Source organism: Leifsonia sp. 71-9 (assembly GCF_001898805.1).
Taxonomy (GTDB): domain Bacteria; phylum Actinomycetota; class Actinomycetes; order Actinomycetales; family Microbacteriaceae; genus Leifsonia.
Genome location: NZ_MKVJ01000021.1, coordinates 554,680 through 570,994, shown reverse-complemented (window position 1 = coordinate 570,994; position 16,315 = coordinate 554,680). Strand labels below are relative to the sequence as shown.

Sequence of the window (16,315 nt, the reverse complement as noted above, 5' to 3'; positions counted from 1 at the left end):
AGACTCAGTACATACTCAGACCCGTCACAAACAAACCAATCATTCACGATCGAACACAAACAGACACAATCGCAGCTCAGGAGGCAACGGTGCCGCACCTCTCGCAACCGCAGACGTCGGAGGACGATCAGGCCGAAGACGCCGCGTTCTCGCGGGTGAGCGCCCACACCGCGCCGCCCGCCGGCTCGCGGGCGAGCGCCCGGCCGTTCGAGGGGCCGCTGTTCTCCCACTGGGGCGAACGGATGCGCTCCCGCTCGCTCTCGGAGCTGTTCGCGACCGCCGGGGCGGCCGAGCTGCGTCGCCGGAGCGGCATCCCGAGCGGGGAGGACCGCGAGGTGTGGGACCGCATCGACGCGCCGACGCTCGACCGGTTGCGCGCCGACGCCGAGGCGGAGCTCGTACTCCCCTGGCCCGGCGTCCCGGCGTCGCTGTTCGCGCGGTACTCCCGCGACGGCGACCGCCGCGGCTATGAGGCGGCCGTCGACGCCCGGCAGCTCCGACTGAGCCGCGCTGTGGTGCTGGCGGCCGCGACGCGCTCGCCCGAGTGGCTCGACGAGGCCGCCGACGGCGCCATCGTGCTCTGCGAGCAGAGCACGTGGTCGCTCTCCGCCCACGACGATGCCGGCACCCGCCGCGGCTTCGTGGTGCCGGACGCCGCCTCCCCCTACCTCGACCTGGTCGCCGGGGAGATCGTCGCGCAGCTGGCCGTCGCCGACCGCGTGCTCGGCGCCGAGTGGGATGCTACCTGGCCCGGTGTGCGCGAGCGCATCCGCCACGAGGCGGAGACGCGGGTGTTCGCGCCGTTCGAGACGCGCGACGACCTGTGGTGGCTCGGCTACTGGCGCGACGTCAACAACTGGAACCCGTGGATCCTGGGCAACGTGCTCCTCGCGGGCGTGCTGCTGCTGGACGACCCCGCGCGCGTCGCCGCGATGACCGCCCGCGCGCTGGACAGCCTGGACCGTTACGTCGCCACCCTCCCGGCGGACGGTGCCATCGACGAGGGCGTCGCCTATTGGTGGAACGGCGCCGGCCGGATGCTGGAGCTGCTGGAACTCGTCTCGCAGCTGACCGAGGGAGCGCTCGACGCGGGCTCGATGCCGCTCATCGCGGAGGTGCTGCGCTTCCCGATGCGCATGCAGCTCGGCGCGGACTGGTACGTCAACGTGGCGGACGGCTGGGCCCGGAGCCATCACCACGAGCCCTGGCACCTGCCGTTCCGGTGGGGCCTGCGCATCGGCGATGACCGGGTCGTGGACTGGGCGCGCGGCGCGCGACAGCCCGGTCGGCCGATCGCGCCGATCCCGGGCGGTCTGCCACGCTTCGTCCGAGCCGCGACGGATGCGCGCTGGCGGGACGCCGCTCCCGCGCCCGCACCTCTCCCCCGGTCGGTGTGGCTGCCCTCGGTCCAGGTGCTCGTGTGCCGGGGCCGCGCGGGCGATCCCGCGGGCCTCGCGCTCGCCGCCAAGGGCGGCACGAACGACGAGAACCACAACCATAAGGACCTCGGATCGTTCATCGTCGCCGCGGGCGGGCGCCCCCTGCTGGTCGACATCGGCAAGCCGACCTACACGCGGGCGACCTTCAGCGCCGAGCGGTACGGCATCCGCGCGATGCAGAGCGGCTGGCACAACGCGCCCGCACCCCGCGGACTCGAGCAGGGTGAGGGCCCGGCCTTCGTCGCCCGGGTGGTCGCGGCTCCGCACGGGGAACCCGGCGACGCATCCACCGCGGACCGTGCGCCTGACCTCCCGACCAGCCTGGAGCTCGACCTCGGCCGCGCGTACCCGCTGGACGCGGACGAGCGCTGGCGGCGGCGCGTGAGCCTGGTCTCCCCCACCCGGGTCGAGGTCCACGACGACTGGCGCGTGGCCGGAGGCGCGGTCGTCCATCTGATCGCCGCGGGCGACGTGCGGCGCGACGGAGATCGTGTGATCGTCGCCGCCGACGGCCACGCGATCGCCGTCGACGCCGGCGGCATCGCACCGGAGATCGAGGAGTGGCCGCTCGACGATCCCGAGCTCACACGCGTGTGGGGAGCGAGCCTCACCCGGCTGAGCTACCCGCTCGGCGGCGCCGCCGGGACGCTGACCACGACCATCGAGGAGATCCGATGACCAACCGCGAGCCCCTCTACTCCGTGCAGCGCCGCGAGCGCATCATGGACCAGCTCCGCGAGCGCGGCGCGGTCAGCGTGAGCGTGCTCGCGACCGAGCTGGGCGTCAGCGAGCTGACGGTTCGCCGCGACATCAACACGCTCGCGCAGCAGGGGCTGGTGACCCGCGTGCACGGCGGGGCGACGCTGCGCAGTTCCCTCGACACCGGGAGCCGGTCGTCCACCGCCCCGATGGCGACGAAGTACACGATCGGCATGGTCGTGCCGTCGCTGGAGTACTACTGGCCCCCGATCGTCCACGGAGCGCGGGCGCAGGCCGCCCAGCTGCGCGCGTCCCTGCTGCTGCGCGCCTCCACCTACGACTCGCGGGACAACCGACGGCAAGTGGAGGCGCTGCTCAAGGTGCCGGGCCTGCACGGGCTCATCGTGGCGCCGGACACGCTCGGCGACGACGCGATCGAGACGCTGCGCTGGCTGGACTCCCTCCCGGTGCCGGTCGTGCTGGCCGAACGGCGCGTGCGGACGGCCGCCGCCGCCCGCCGCCTGGATTCGGTGGTCTCCGACCACACCGCGGGCGCATCCCTCGCCGTCCACCACCTGCACGAGGTGGGCCACACGCGCATCGGCCTCTTCATCGAGAGCGAGAGCCCGACCGGCCGGTACGTGCGCCGCGGCTGGCAGTCGGCGCTCACCTCCCTCGACCTGCCGACGGACGTCGCCATGCTGCAGGGCATCCGCTTCGACTCCCCCGGCCGCGAGGAGGCGATGGACGAGGCGCTCGACCTCTGCCGCCGCACCGGCACCACCGCGGTCATCGTCCTCCCTGACCCGCACGCCATCGCGCTCGAACAGCACGCGCTGGACCGCGGGGTGCGCGTGCCGCACGACCTCGCCATCGTCGCGTACGACGACGACGTCGCCCGGTTCGGGGATCCCGCCATCACCGCCGTCCGCCCGCCGAAGGAGTTCGTGGGCCGGGAGGCCGTCAACCTGCTGATCGCGCGACTGGAGGGCGGCAGCGGCCGTCCCGCGTACCGCGTGAAACTCAGCCCGGAACTGCACGTCCGCCAGTCGACGCTCCCCGTGTCGATCGCGGACGCGACCACCCACGACGCCGCGCACGACACCGCTCGGGACACCACCCTCGACGAAGGAGACGAGACCGCATGACCGCGTTCGACCCCGCCCGCATCGACCTGCCGCCCGAGGACCGCACGCTCTCGCCGATCACCGGCTGGACCCGGGACCACTGGGCCGCCGTCGCGGATCACCTACTGCTCTCGCTGCGCCCCTTCTTCTCGACGACCCGCAGCCGGGTGCAGCTGCCCGGGATCGTCAGCTCGCACGGTACGGCGAGCGACGGTCTGGAGGGATTCGCGCGCTCCTTCATGCTGTACGCCTTCCGCCTGCACGGCGAAGCCGGCGACGACCCGCACGACTTCACCGACTGGTACCGGACCGGGCTCGCCGCGGGATGCGACCCGGCGAACCCCGAGCGCTGGCCGTTGCCGAGCGCCGTCGGCCAGGCCAAGGTGGAGGCGGCCTCCATCGCCCTCGGCCTCCAGCTCACCCGGCCCTGGCTGTGGGATCAGCTCGACGAGGCGGACCAGCGGAACATCATCGCGTGGCTGGCCGACGCGCCCGACGGCTGGTACCCCGACAACAACTGGCTGTGGTTCCGCATCACGGTCGAGACCTTCCTCGCCTCGGTCGGCGGCCCGCACGATCCGGACCGGATCCTGCGCGATCTCGCGACCATCGAGTCGTACTACCGCACCGACGGCTGGTACTCCGACGGCCCGCTCCGCGCCTTCGACTACTACTGCGGCTGGGCCATGCACCTGTACCCGCTGCTCTGGACGGACTCCGCCGGCGCCGACGCCTTCGGGGCTCGGGCGCTGGAGCCGGTCTTCCGCTCCCGCCTCACCGACTTCCTCGACGACCATGCCGCGCTGATCGGCGCCGACGGCATGCCCGTGCTGCAGGGGCGGAGCCTCATCTACCGGTTCGCGGCGGCGGCTCCACTCTGGATGGGTGCCGTCACCGGCGCGACGCGGCTCCCGGCCGGCACGCTGCGGCGGGGCGCGTCGGGCATGCTGCGGGCCTTCCTGGAGCGCGGCGCCGTCGACGAGCACGGCCTCCTGTCGGTCGGGCTCTTCGGCGAATGGCCCGCGATGGCCCAGTCCTACTCCGGCGCCGGGTCGCCCTACTGGGCGGCCAAGGGCTTCCTGGGACTCGCCCTGCCGGCCGATCACGAGGTCTGGACGGCCGTGGAGGAGCCCCTGCCCGTCGAGCAGGCGGACGTGCGCCGCGTGATCCGGGCGGCCGGGTGGATCGTCAGCGGGACGGTCGCCGACGGCGTGGTCCGCGTCGTCAACCACGGCACCGACCACGGGCAGCCGGGCGACCGCACCGCAGACTCTCCGCTGTACGCGCGCCTCGGGTACTCCTCGGCCACCCTCCCGCCACTGGTCGGCCCGACCGTGGAGGCGCCCGTCGACAACACGGTCGGCGCCGTGGACGACGCGGGGCGCTCGACGAACCGGTCGGGATTCGCGCGCGGCGTGCTCGGGGACGACGGGATCGCCGCCTTCGCGACGTCCGTCGCCCGCACCCAGTGGGTCGACGCGGGGGACGACAGGGGCCCCGATCACGGGTCCGGGCGCGCGGGGACCATCACCGACGGGCCGCGGCTCCTCACCGGCTCGCTCGTGCGTGGCGCGTGGGAGGTGCGCGTCGTGCGGCGGCTCGCCGACGACGGCTCCACAGCTCCCGTGCGGCTCCGGGTGAGCGGCTGGCCCGTCGCCGAGGGGCAGGAGGCCGTCGCCGCGCTCATCCCGCTGCTCGGTGAGGCGACGGTGACGGCTCACGCCGAGGACGACACGTCGCCGCTCGGCAGCACGACCGTGGAGTGGGCCGAGTTCGACGGCATCGGGGTCGACGACGCCGTCGCCGTCGCGGTCTCTCTCAGCCGGACTTCGGTCGTCCCGCGGGCGCCGCGACTGCGGCTGCTGCCGTCGGAGGCCGGCGCGGTGACGGCCGAAGTCACCTGGGCGGACGGGATGGTGAGCCTGCTGCACCTCGCGGAGTGAGTCATTCGCCCCTTGACGGCGGGTCGCGCGGATCCTAGATTATCGATTACTCACTATCGATTGGAGCAATGATGCTCGGGTACCGACGTGCACGCCGCCACCGCGGCCTCCTCCTGACCGGCGGGATCCTCGCCGCGGGAGTCCTCCTCACCGCCACGGCGACTTCCGCCGCGGCGACGCCCCCACCCCCTCCCCACCCCACCGGGAAGACCTTCTACGTCGGTCAGCACGCGGGCCGGGTCATGAACGGGCGCTCGCAGCACACGGCGTTCGCCAGCGTTCAGGACTGCGCCGATGTCGCGCAGCCCGGCGACACCTGCGTCATCCAGGACGGCACCTACGAGGAGACGGTCGTGCCGGCGCACTCCGGCACGGCGACGGCGCCCATCACCTTCACCGCCGCGCCCGGCGCGCACCCCGTGATCAGCGGCGCGGAGCACGTCACCGGCTTCGCCCCGGTCGGTGCGACCGAGCTCGCGCAGGTCGTCGCTGCGGATCCGTTCGCGGCAGGAACGCCGTTCAGCCAGGCGGTCGCCGACGGCAAGATCTACAGCGTCGGCGTCGACCTCGGCTCTGCTGCGGCGGAGGCGCAGATCTTCACGGACGGGACGATGGACATCGAGGCGTCCTACCCCTTCCCCGGCACCGACCTCCTGAACCCCGCCGTGGAGCGCGCGGACGCCGGCACGGCCGACGCGACCATCGTGGACTCCACGCTCACGCGACCGGCCGGGTACTGGACGGGCGCCCGGGCGCTGACGTCGTACTGGTACGTGACCAGCACGGGCACCGTGGCGAGCTCCGCCGTCGGCTCCGTCACTCTGACGACGGCTCCCCCGTGCGTGCACAAGGTCGTCCCGACCGACACCTGGTTCCGGCTGTCCGGCAAGATCGGCGAGCTCGGGCACCCCGGTTCGTACTTCTACGACGCGCAGACGAAGCGGCTCTACCTCTACAGCGACGACGACCCGAACAGCCACCGGATCGAGGCCAAGAAGCGCGATCTCGGCTTCGACCTCACGAACGCCAGCAACGTGCAGGTGGACGGCATCGGACTGTTCGCCTCCACGATCCGCACCGGCGACGCCAGCACCGGTGTCGCGCTCGACGGCATCGACGGGACGTACCTCAGCCACTACTGGGACGTCACGCAGGGCGCGACCGACTGCGGGTCGAACGTGACCCGCGGCGTCTCCACGAGCGGCATCGTCCTGAAGGGCACCGGCAACAGCATCCGGGACAGCCACCTGCAGTACAGCGCGGGCAACGGCGTCTCGCTCGGAGGCTACGGCAACACGGCGGAGGACAACGTCATCACCGACGTGGACTACGCGGGGACCTACGCCGCCGCCGTCGCCGTCCAGGGACACAGCCAGACGGTGACCCACAACACGATGGCGCGCGTCGGCCGCAGCGGCATCAACCTGCAGTGGAACGGTGTCGCCGGCACCACCCCCGGCCCGGACCGCGTGGCGTACAACGACATCTCGGGCTACGCGACGCTGAGCGTCGACACGGCCGCCATCTACTCCTGCTGCTCCGCCCACATGGAAGGGACCCGCGTCGACCACAACGTGCTGCACGACCCGACACCGCGGCCGGGCGGCGTCTACCCGTTCGGCATCTCGGGCATCTACGCCGACAACGGGATGAGCGACATGCAGATCGACAACAACCTGGGCTGGGGCAACCACGAAGGGACGATCGAGCTGAACGGCCTCGGCACGGGATCGCACGACAACCTCGTGTACAACAACACCGGCGGGATGACCCTCTTCTATGTGAAGGAGGCCGGCCAGTCGACGGGCACGAAGATCTACAACAACATCGGCCCGATCACCGGGCTCGCGGGCGCGACCGACGGCGGCCTCGTACTCTCGAACAACCTCATCGACGGCGATCCTCTCTATGTGGATCCCGCAGCGCACGACTACCGCATCCAGGCTGGATCCCCCGCCCGGAACGCGGCCATCCCGCTGCCGGGGGTCAACGACGGATCGACCGACGCCACTCCGAGCCTCGGCGCGTTCCAGTACGGCGCGGCGGCGTGGACGGCGGGCGCCGGCAGCTGACGCGCGCCGACCGAGCGGGGGCCGTGCCGACGCGCGGCCCCCGCTCTGTCGTCGATCACGGCGCTCCTCCCAGCGATTATCGATTATGCTGGGGAGGTCGCACGGTGTGCGATGCGATCGAAAGGGCACCATGACGCAACGGCTCGTCTTCGCCGGCGACTCCATCACCGACGCCGGCCGCGATCGCACCGACGACGGTTCGTACGGCGACGGCTACGTCGCCCTCATCGTCGACGACCTGGCGGCACAGGGGGCCGACGTCGTCGTCGTGAACCGGGGGATCGCCGGGGACCGCACCGTGGACCTGGAGCGACGGTGGGAGCAGGACGTCCGGGCGGAGGGGCCCGACGTCCTGACCATCGCCGTCGGCGTCAACGACATGTGGCGGCGCTTCGACAGCGACGACCCGACGAGCGCCGCCGACTTCGAGGCGACCTACCGCCGGCTGCTCGACCGGGCGGACGCGCGGGTCGTGCTCCTGGTGGAGCCGTACGTCGTGCCGATCCGGCCGGATCAGGCGGAGTGGGCCGCCGATCTCGACGAGAAGCGCGCCGTCGTCGCGCGCCTCGCGGACGAGACGGGCGCACGCTTCGTGCCGGTGCAGGCCGCCTTCTCGCGCGCGGCCGAGCAACAGGGGCCGGCGGCGATCGCGCCCGACGGCGTGCATCCCACGCCCGCGGGCTCGCGCCTGCTCGCGGATGCCTGGCTCGCCGCGTACGAGACGATTCCCGCCTCCGACCTGCGAGCGGGGGCGCGCGCATGACCGACCCGTTCACCTCCCTGGCCGGTCTCAAGCGCGGCCTGCTCTCCGACCAGATCTACGAGCTGATGAAGACGATGATCAAGGACGGGACGCTCGCGCCCGGCGAGCAGCTCGTCGAGTCGCAGCTCGCCAAGCGCATGCAGGTGAGTCAGGCTCCGGTGCGCGACGCGCTCAAGCAGCTCGCGCACGAGGGCCTCGTCTCGCACGTGCGCCATCTCGGCAACTTCGTGGCCAGCTACTCCGAGGAGGAATTCCTGCAGGCCCGCGCCGCGCGCGCGGAGCTCGAGGCGATCGCCGGACGGCTCGCGTGCGGCACGCTCGCACCGGCGACGCGCGCCCGTCTCGGCGACCTGATCGCCCAGATGCACAGCGCGGCCGACGCCGGCGACCTGGATGCGTTCCGCGAGCTCGACTTCACCTTCCACCGCAGCGTGGTCGAGGCCAGCGGGAACAGCTACCTGCCGAAGATGTGGGACATCATCGAACCCGGCCTCCGCTCGATGCACGTGCTGGGCGACCCGAGCTTCGAGGGCGACTGGCACGAGGTCGCCGACTGGCACCGGAGCCTGCTCGACCTGCTCGACGGCGACGACCCGGCCGCCGCGTCCGCCCTCTTCCGGGCTCACGCTGCGGGGACGCTCCTCGAGGAGCCCGGCACCGATCAGAGCCGGTAGATCCTCCGCGCCGTTCCTCCCCAGAACGCCTCGTCCCCACTCGCCCCCAGTCTCGGGAGCGCCGCCGCGGTGCGGTCGACGACCGCCGCGTACGGCGCGATCCGGGCGGACATCGGCCAGTCGCTGCCGAAGAGCAGCCGTTCCGGCCCGAAGGCGTCGACCGCGACGGCCAGCGCGCGCGCGAGCCGGTCGCCGGCGGGGTCGGCCGCGGTCACGAGGCCGGACGCCTTCGCCGCGGCATTGGATTGCGCCGCCACGGCGCGCAGTCCCGCCTCCCACGAGTCGTCCGGCTCGGCGGCGCCGAGACCCAGGTGGCACACGACGATCTGGGTGCGCGGCTGCCGGGCGGCGATGCCCGCGACGGCCGGCAGCTGCTCCGCGCGCACCAGGAACTCGACGACGCCGTGCGCCCGCCCGATCCGGTCGCACAGGGCGTCGATCCCCGCGACGTCGGCCAGATCGGGGCGTCGCGCGGGCACCGCGACGCGCACCCCGCGCACCCGGCCGGCGAGCTCGCTCCGCGCGCCGCCCGGCCGGTCTTCGGGGTCGTACTGCAGCACGACGCCCGCCACCAGCGGGTCGCGCAGACCGGACAGCCACTGCGCCTCCTCGACCGTGTCGGCCGCCTGCACCGCGATCGCGCCCGTCACTCGGCCGACGGGCGTCGCCGCCTCCCCCGCGGCCACCGCGAGGGCCCGCACATCCGCCGCGCGCGGGAGTCCGAGCTCCGGCCGGAACCACGACAGTCCGAACCGCTCGAGATCCCACAGGTGCACATGGGCGTCGATGGCGCCGCCGGTCACACCGCCTCCAGCTCCGCCCACAGATCATCGGGGATCGGTGCGCGTTCGGCCGCGGCGATGGCGGCGACCTCCTCGGGAGTCCGCGCGCCGACGACCACCGCATCGACGGCCGCGTGCTGCAGGGGATAGCGCGCCGCGGCGTGCGACAGCTGCACCCCGCGCGAGCGGCAGAGGCCGCGGAGGGCGACGGCGCGGTCCCGCAACTCGGGAGCGGCCTCGCGGTAGTCGAAGTACGGGCTCCCCTCGGGGTCGGCGAGGATGCCGGAGTTGTAGACGCCGGCCGCGATGACCCCGACTCCGCGTTCGGCGGCCGCGGGCAGCAGTCCGGATTCCGCCGTCCGGTCGAGCAGGGTCACGCGGCCCGCGATCATGACCACGTCGATCGCTGCCTCGCGGACGAAGCGGGTGAGGGGCTCGGGCCACACCATCCCGACGCCGACCGAGCGCACGACGCCCTCCTCGCGCAGGCGGACCAGCGCCGGGATCGCGCCGCGGAGCGCCTCGTCGACGTCGGCGGGGTCGTGCAGGTAGAGGAGGTCGATGCGGTCGGTGCCGAGGCGGCGGAGGCTGCCGTCGACGCTCCGCAGCACCCCGTCCGCACTCAGATCGCCCACCGTGGCGGTCCCCACCCCGCCCGCGGGGACGGCGGCTCCCTCCGCGTCGACGATGCGCCGGCCGACCTTCGTCGCGATCGAGACGGTGTCGCGGTCCACGCCAGCGAGGCCCCGGCCCAGGCGGAGCTCGCTCGCTCCGGCGCCGTAGTGCGGCGCCGTGTCGAAGAAGCGGATCCCGTGCGCCAACGCGGCCGCGACGGTCGCCTCGGCGTCCGCTTCGGCCACGGCACGGTAGAGATTGCCGATCGGCGCGCAGCCGAGACCGAAGGTGTCGGACGCGCCAGGCGTGGCCCTCAGAGGGCGAACGCCTGCGCGGAACGCCACTCCTCGTACTCCTCTCGGGTGTCGGGTGTGAGCGGGTAGTAGTCGCTCAGCCGGGCACCGTCGTCGAGCCGGCTGCGGCTGAAGGTCTCCCACTCCTCGTGGTCGCGCGCCGCCTCGATGACCTGACCGGACATGGCCTGCGGCACGATCACGGGACCGTCGTCGTCCGCGAGGACCACGTCGCCCGGCATGCAGAGCGCGCCGCCGACGGCGACGGGCACGTCGTACGCCCACGGGAACAGCTCGGTCTGCGACGCGTAGTGCGGGGTCGTCCCCGTCGACCACACCGGCAGCCCGAGCTCCCGGATCCGGGCGGCGTCGCGGATACGCCCGTCGACGACGATCCCGGCCCCGCCCTTGCGCAGGAAGTAGCGGGCGAGGATGTCGCCGATGCAGCCGGAGAACCGGCTGCCGTACGCCTGGATCACGAGCACGTCGCCGGGCTGCACCTGCTCGAGGACGTGCCAGAGGGCGGTGTGGCGCTCGACGTACTCCTGGCCCAGGCCGGACGCGAGGTCCTCCCGCTGCGGCATGAACTGCAGCGTGATCGCCGAGCCCACCACGCGCTGACCCGGGGTCAGGGGCACGGGCCCGTCCACGTACGAGCGCGAGATGCCCATCCCGTGCAGCTTGGCGCATGCGGTCGCCGACGTGATCGTGTCGAAGCCGGCGATCGTGCCCGCGTCCGCCCGCCGATAGGCCGCGCCGCGCACGGGGAGGGTGAAGTCGGGGTGCGGGAGGGCACCCGGTGTCTCGGTCATGGTCGTTCCTTCGTGTTGTCGGTCGGGTCGCTGGGCGTGGTGAACAGTTCGAGTTCGGCGCGGTGGAACGGCGGCAGGACGACCACGACGCCGTCGGCATCCGTCTCGATCCGCTCGTGCTGCCGGGTGCCGCGGGTCGCCGCGTAAGCGGTGCTCGCCCCGGGATGGTCGCCGTCCCGCTCCGTGATCGCGCCGACCGCGGTCAGCCGCGGCGACGCGGGATGGGCGGGACGCACGACCACCCGGCGCGTCCGGGTCGGCGAGATGTTGACGAGCTGCAGGGCCACGCGGTCGCGCTCGATCCCGGTCACCAGGGCGGCGACATCCTGCGGCAGCCCCGGGCGCCGGCGGTCGGCGTCCTCGTACGCGACCGCGGTGAACGGGAGGCCGCCGTTGTAGAGCACCTGCGGGGCCCCGCCCACCAGCTGGGTGAGCACCTCCGTCACGACCGGGTTCACGCGCTGCCAGAAATGGAGGTGCACGGTGGCCGGATCGCTGTCGTCCTGGTCGATGAGCGCGACCCGCCGCGCCACCTGGCCGAGCGCCATCGACAGAGCGCGCTCCGGGTAGTCGGGGAGGCGGCCGTCGAGGAAGTCGAGCCACGGCGCCTCGTGGCCCGCCTCCGCCTTATCCCGGAACGGCTTGACCGGATCGGCGGTGGCGGGGAGCCCCTCCCGTACCCGGTCGAGGCGCGCGCGGTCGGCCGGGTCGTGCGACCACCACCACAGCCAGGTCGGGAGCTCCGGCGGCATCGGGGCGTAGTCGAACCAGCCCTGCCGTCCGTACCGGTGCGGCACGAGGAGCGCGGGTCGGCTCGCGTCCGCCCCGAGCCGGGCGAGCCAGCCCCCGCGCAGACTGTACGGCGTCTCGGTCACGGGCGCGACGACGGCCTGGTCGAGGACCGCGTCGAGCACGCGACGCGCCGTGTCCAGGTGGCCGTCGTCCCCGGTGACCAGGGCGGCGCTCAGCCCGCCGACGACGGTGGCCATGCCGACCGAGGGGAGGCCGTGCGGCCAGGTCCAGCCGTAGTGCCCGCCGAACCACCGGCCGTCGTGCAGGCCGCCGACCGATCCATCGGGTGCCACGCTGTCGGGAACGAGGCCGCCGTTGGCTCGGGCACGTTCGCTCCACCCGCCGACGTAGCGCTCGATCCACTCCGCGGCGGCCGGGTCGCCGTCCAGGAGCCAGCGATTGGCCACCAGTCCGGTCGCGGCGAGGTTCACGACGACGTCTCCGGCCGCCGCGCGCTGCATCGCCTCCCCCATCGCCTGCGCCGCGGACGGGCGCGCGAGATCGTCCCAGCGCTCGATGCCGGGAACGTGCTCGAGGGGCAGCCCGTACCGTTCCATCTCCGCGAGGTCGGCGGAGTACGGCTGCACCACGTCGTTCAGGCCGGGACGCGGTCCGAGCGCCCCGTTGTGCGGCGCTCGGATGATGTTGCGGTCGGGGTCGTAGTTGCCGTGCGCCGGATCGGTGTACAGCTCGGCGAACCGGCGCGCACGCTCGGCGAACGCCTGGTCTGCGGGATCCGCCGCGCACAGCCCGTAGAAGAAGAGGAGCGACTCCCCCTGATGGAACCAGTCGTAGCCGTTCTCGTACTCGCCGGTCAGCATCCCGGCCGCCGTGAGCTGAGCCGTCACACCCTCCCAGTGCTGCTTCGCGGCGGCGAGCACCTCGTCGCCGCCGCCCAGCAGGTAGAACGCCGGCCAGTTGAAGAACGGTTCGTAGACATCGTCGACCCCGTCGCGGTCGGTGAACTCCGCCGGGAAGAGGATGCCGCCGTCCGGCCCGGTGTAGCGGCGCTCGAACAGGCGCCGGCCCTCCTCGATGTCGGCGAACAGGCGGCGCTGGAGGACGGCCCAGGCGGGCGCCGCGTCCAGCGGGATGCCGGTGATGATCTCCACGCGTCAGCCTTTCGTCGCTCCGGCGACCAGGCCGCCGATGATGTGCCGCTGCATGATCACGAAGAACACCACGATGGGCGCGATCGCCAGCAGCAGGGTCGGGAAGACGACGGTGTAGTCCGTCGAGAACTCGCCAACGGCGGCGTACACCCCCGTCGTGACCGTGTAGATCCCCGATCCGCCGCCCAGGATGATCTGCGGGCTCACGAAGTCGTTCCAGACCCCGATGGAGTTGAGCACCACGACGGTAGCGACCACCGGACGCATGATCGGGAAGATGCACGACCAGAAGATGCGGATCCGGCCGGCGCCGTCGAGGGCGGCCGCCTCGTCGATGTCGCGCGGGACCGTCCGCAGGTACGCGCTGAACAGGAAGATCGTCACCGGCAGCGTCGCCGCCGTCTCGAACAGGACGAAGCCGGGGATGGTGTTGATCAATCCCAGCACCCGCAGTACGAAGACCACCGGGATCAGCGTCACCTGACCGGGGATGAACAGCCCCGAGACGAAGAGCAGGAGGAGCGCCATGTGCCACTTCTTGCGCCCGCGCGCGATGACATAGGCCACCGGCGCCGACAGCAGGATGCAGAACAGGTTCACGAGGGCCACGAACAGCAGGGTGACGCCGTAGGCGGCGATCACGTTGAACTTCGTGCTGGTGATCGCGTTCCAGAGGAACTCGAGCGTGAACGAGCTCGGCGAGATCTCGAGCGGGTGCTGGATGATCTGGTCCTGCGGTTTGAACGCGCTGATCACGAGCACGTAGAGCGGCACCAGCATGACCAGCGCCGTCCCTCCGAGCGCGATCCAGCGCACGATCGCTCCCACCGGCGACCGTCTCGCGGGCGTGGCGGGCGCAGCCGTCGGGCGCGCGGTCGGGGTCGTGGTCGTCGTCATCAGTCGGTCACCTTCCGCTCGGCGCCTCGCCGGGCGAACGTCACCGCGAGCCCGATCGCCGCCGTGACGATCAGCAGGACGACGGACTGGGCCGCCCCCAGCCCCAGCCGCGATTGCGCGAACGAGTCCTTGAGGATCTGGTAGACGATGGTCTGCGTCGACGCGGCCGGGCCGCCGTCCGTGAGCGCCAGGATGACGTCGTACGCCTTGAGGAGCCCGACGAGGGTCAGTACCAGGTTCACGGTCACCACCGGGGCGATCATCGGCACCGTGATGGAACGGAACTGCTGCCAGCGGCTCGCGCCGTCCATCGTCGCGGCCTCGTAGTACTCCGTCGGCACCGACTTGATGCCGGCGATGTAGAGGATCATGTTGAACCCGAAATGGGCCCAGACGATCGTGAGGATCACCGTCGCCTTGGCGAACGTCGGGTCGGTCAGGAACGGCACGGGCCCGACGCCCACCGCCCCCAGCAGCCCGTTCACCGCGCCGTGCGGCGACAGCAGTGCCGACCACAGGAACCCGATGATCAGGGCGCTGATGATGTAGGGGTAGAAGAAGATCGTCCGCAGCACGGTGTTCGCGCGCCCCGGCCCCGAGATCAGCGCCGCCAGTGCCAGCCCGACGCCGTTGCAGAGGATGGTCCCCACCACCGCGATCACGGCGGTGAAGACCGCCGCGTCGATCGTGCGGGGGTTGCGGAAGGCGAACCGGTAGTTGTCGAAGCCGATGAAGTCGAAGCGGAGGCTGTAGCCGTTCCAGTCGGTGAGGCTGAGGACGAACGCCAGGATCATCGGGACGATGAACATCGCGATGAACACGATGACGGCCGGGGCCGCCATGACGAAGCCGGCGAGCCGGTCGCCCCAACGCGGGCTGGGTCGACGACGGCTCCCGTCCACGCGGGCCCGGTCGTGGGCCCGCGTGGTGGGTGCGACGCTCTCGGTCAGCATGGGTGCGGCCGTCACTTGAGGTTGGCGCTGAACCAGTCGTCCATCGCCGTGTTCACGTCGCTCGGCGCGGTCCCACCGAGCAGGGCCTGCGTCTGGGCGTTGATCTCGGTCGAGTAACCCGAGGGGAGGGTGCGCTCACCATAGCCCTGGCCGGTCGGCGTGTACGCCGCGTCGGGGGTGTCCGTCACGATCTGCAGCAGTTCCTTGCCCAGATCGCCCATGTCGTACTCGTAGCCCGCGCGGTAGTTGCCGTCGACCTTCAGCTGGTCGAGGATGGCCGTCTTGTCGGTCACCAGGTACTCGACGAGCTTCGCCGCGGCTTCCGTGTGCTTCGAGTCCTTCATGATGACGTAGGGGCTCGCGATGTTGGCGCCCATCGCCGGCTGCTTCACGCCGTCGAACGCCGGGGCGCGGAAGACGCCGATGTTCGCCGGGGTGGTCGCCGCCGCCTCGCTCGCCACGAACCAGCTGCCCATCGGGTACAGCGCGGATTTGCCGGCGAGGAAGTTCTGCTCGGCGTCCGCGTACTTGATGCCCAGGGCGTCGTCGTTGACGTAGCCCTTCCCGATCCAATCGGCGTACTCGTCGACCGCGTCGCCGTAGGTCTTGCTGAAGGTCAGTTTGCCGTCGCTCATCTTCTGGTACCAATCGGGATGCTGGCCGACGACCGTGGGCAGCCCGACGGTCTGCAGCGCGTAGCTCGACATCCAGTCGCCGCCGGTCTGGACACCGGTCCAGCCGGCCTTCTTCAGCTTCGCCAGGTCGTCGGAGAGCTCTTCCACCGTCGTCGGCGTCTCGGCGATGCCCGCCGCCGCGAACGCGTCCTTGTTGTAGAACCAGAGGCTCTGCAGCTGCATACCGATGCCCGCCATGTAGTACTTGCCGTCGATCGTGTACTGCTCGGCGAGCGGGCCGTTCTTCGCCCAGTCGTACGTCGACAGGTCAACGAGCTCGGGAGCGAGTTCCGTCGACGGCGGGAGCGACTCGACCACGTCGGGGGCCTCCCCGGCGGCGAGCAAGCGGGGCACCGCGGCGGCCACGCCTTCCGCGCCCGGGTTCTGGATCTTCACGTCGATGTCGGGGTTGGCCTTTTCGAACGGCTTCACGAGGTCGTTCCACCAGTCCTCGGTGAGGTTGGGGGTGACGTTCACGAGAAGGCTGACGGTGGTCTTCCCGTCGCTCTGCCCCGAGTTGCCGGCCGCGCAGCCGCTCAGTGCCAGACCGGCCGCCGCGAGGGCGCCGACCGCGATCATGGTTCGCCTGCTGATCATCTTCGATCCTCTCCTGCGCACGACCACCGGGCGCCGCGAGCAACAGTAATCGATAATCGGTTATGTCGCAA

General features: G+C 71.9%; 13 protein-coding genes. 6 read left to right on the top strand and 7 right to left on the bottom strand.

Annotated elements, in window-relative coordinates; genetic code table 11:
- The first annotated feature begins 89 nt into the window (after positions 1–89).
- From BGO91_RS19250 to BGO91_RS19225, 6 genes are all read left to right on the top strand, one after another.
- Positions 90–2,117: a heparinase II/III family protein gene (locus BGO91_RS19250; RefSeq protein WP_290474348.1), complete on the top strand. Its 2,028-nt coding sequence runs from the start codon at positions 90–92 to the stop codon at positions 2,115–2,117.
- Entirely contained in the window at positions 2,114–3,286 is a 1,173-nt protein-coding gene (locus BGO91_RS19245; protein WP_290474347.1) for a substrate-binding domain-containing protein, read from the top strand. Before BGO91_RS19250 ends, BGO91_RS19245 begins: the two co-directional genes overlap by 4 nt.
- Entirely contained in the window at positions 3,283–5,208 is a 1,926-nt protein-coding gene (locus tag BGO91_RS19240; protein ID WP_290474346.1) for a DUF2264 domain-containing protein, read from the top strand. Before BGO91_RS19245 ends, BGO91_RS19240 begins: the two co-directional genes overlap by 4 nt.
- Positions 5,209–5,276: 68 nt before the next feature.
- Positions 5,277–7,280: a right-handed parallel beta-helix repeat-containing protein gene (locus tag BGO91_RS19235; RefSeq protein WP_290474345.1), complete on the top strand. Its 2,004-nt coding sequence runs from the start codon at positions 5,277–5,279 to the stop codon at positions 7,278–7,280.
- A 130-nt stretch (positions 7,281–7,410) separates the two neighbouring features.
- Complete coding sequence (locus BGO91_RS19230; protein WP_290474344.1) at positions 7,411–8,043, top strand: SGNH/GDSL hydrolase family protein; 633 nt, start codon at positions 7,411–7,413, stop codon at positions 8,041–8,043.
- Complete coding sequence (locus tag BGO91_RS19225; protein WP_290474343.1) at positions 8,040–8,717, top strand: GntR family transcriptional regulator; 678 nt, start codon at positions 8,040–8,042, stop codon at positions 8,715–8,717. Before BGO91_RS19230 ends, BGO91_RS19225 begins: the two co-directional genes overlap by 4 nt.
- Here BGO91_RS19225 and BGO91_RS19220 read toward each other — a convergent pair.
- From BGO91_RS19220 to BGO91_RS19190, 7 genes are read right to left on the bottom strand one after another with little or no spacing between them, the layout of a single operon-like run.
- Positions 8,705–9,520, bottom strand: coding sequence for an amidohydrolase family protein (locus BGO91_RS19220; protein WP_290474342.1), 816 nt, complete (start codon positions 9,518–9,520; stop codon positions 8,705–8,707). The two genes, BGO91_RS19225 and BGO91_RS19220, sit on opposite strands and share 13 nt — an antisense overlap.
- On the bottom strand, positions 9,517–10,458 hold the full coding sequence (locus BGO91_RS19215) for an aldo/keto reductase (protein WP_290474341.1): 942 nt from the start codon (positions 10,456–10,458) through the stop codon (positions 9,517–9,519). The genes BGO91_RS19220 and BGO91_RS19215 overlap by 4 nt, the downstream gene beginning before the upstream one ends.
- Positions 10,428–11,219 (bottom strand): ribonuclease activity regulator RraA, encoded by a 792-nt coding sequence (locus tag BGO91_RS19210; RefSeq protein WP_290474340.1) that lies wholly within the window; start codon positions 11,217–11,219, stop codon positions 10,428–10,430. The genes BGO91_RS19215 and BGO91_RS19210 overlap by 31 nt, the downstream gene beginning before the upstream one ends.
- On the bottom strand, positions 11,216–13,123 hold the full coding sequence (locus BGO91_RS19205) for a hypothetical protein (RefSeq protein ID WP_290474339.1): 1,908 nt from the start codon (positions 13,121–13,123) through the stop codon (positions 11,216–11,218). Before BGO91_RS19205 ends, BGO91_RS19210 begins: the two co-directional genes overlap by 4 nt.
- Before the next feature lie 3 nt (positions 13,124–13,126).
- Complete coding sequence (locus BGO91_RS19200) at positions 13,127–14,020, bottom strand: carbohydrate ABC transporter permease (protein WP_290474338.1); 894 nt, start codon at positions 14,018–14,020, stop codon at positions 13,127–13,129.
- On the bottom strand, positions 14,020–14,973 hold the full coding sequence (locus BGO91_RS19195) for a carbohydrate ABC transporter permease (RefSeq protein WP_290474337.1): 954 nt from the start codon (positions 14,971–14,973) through the stop codon (positions 14,020–14,022). Before BGO91_RS19195 ends, BGO91_RS19200 begins: the two co-directional genes overlap by 1 nt.
- A gap of 11 nt (positions 14,974–14,984) precedes the next feature.
- Complete coding sequence (locus BGO91_RS19190; RefSeq protein WP_290474336.1) at positions 14,985–16,244, bottom strand: extracellular solute-binding protein; 1,260 nt, start codon at positions 16,242–16,244, stop codon at positions 14,985–14,987.
- Positions 16,245–16,315: the final 71 nt, after the last annotated feature.

Excerpts from the sequence above, each read along its gene's own strand:
- BGO91_RS19225 (WP_290474343.1), top strand. The coding sequence starts at position 8,040 with ATGACCGACCCGTTCACCTCCCTGGCCGGTCTCAAGCGCGGCCTGCTC.
- BGO91_RS19210 (WP_290474340.1), bottom strand. The coding sequence starts at position 11,219 with ATGACCGAGACACCGGGTGCCCTCCCGCACCCCGACTTCACCCTCCCC.
- BGO91_RS19200 (WP_290474338.1), bottom strand. The coding sequence starts at position 14,020 with ATGACGACGACCACGACCCCGACCGCGCGCCCGACGGCTGCGCCCGCC.
- BGO91_RS19240 (WP_290474346.1), top strand. The coding sequence starts at position 3,283 with ATGACCGCGTTCGACCCCGCCCGCATCGACCTGCCGCCCGAGGACCGC.
- BGO91_RS19195 (WP_290474337.1), bottom strand. The coding sequence starts at position 14,973 with ATGCTGACCGAGAGCGTCGCACCCACCACGCGGGCCCACGACCGGGCC.
- BGO91_RS19190 (WP_290474336.1), bottom strand. The coding sequence starts at position 16,244 with ATGATCAGCAGGCGAACCATGATCGCGGTCGGCGCCCTCGCGGCGGCC.
- BGO91_RS19230 (WP_290474344.1), top strand. The coding sequence starts at position 7,411 with ATGACGCAACGGCTCGTCTTCGCCGGCGACTCCATCACCGACGCCGGC.
- BGO91_RS19245 (WP_290474347.1), top strand. The coding sequence starts at position 2,114 with ATGACCAACCGCGAGCCCCTCTACTCCGTGCAGCGCCGCGAGCGCATC.
- BGO91_RS19235 (WP_290474345.1), top strand. The coding sequence starts at position 5,277 with ATGATGCTCGGGTACCGACGTGCACGCCGCCACCGCGGCCTCCTCCTG.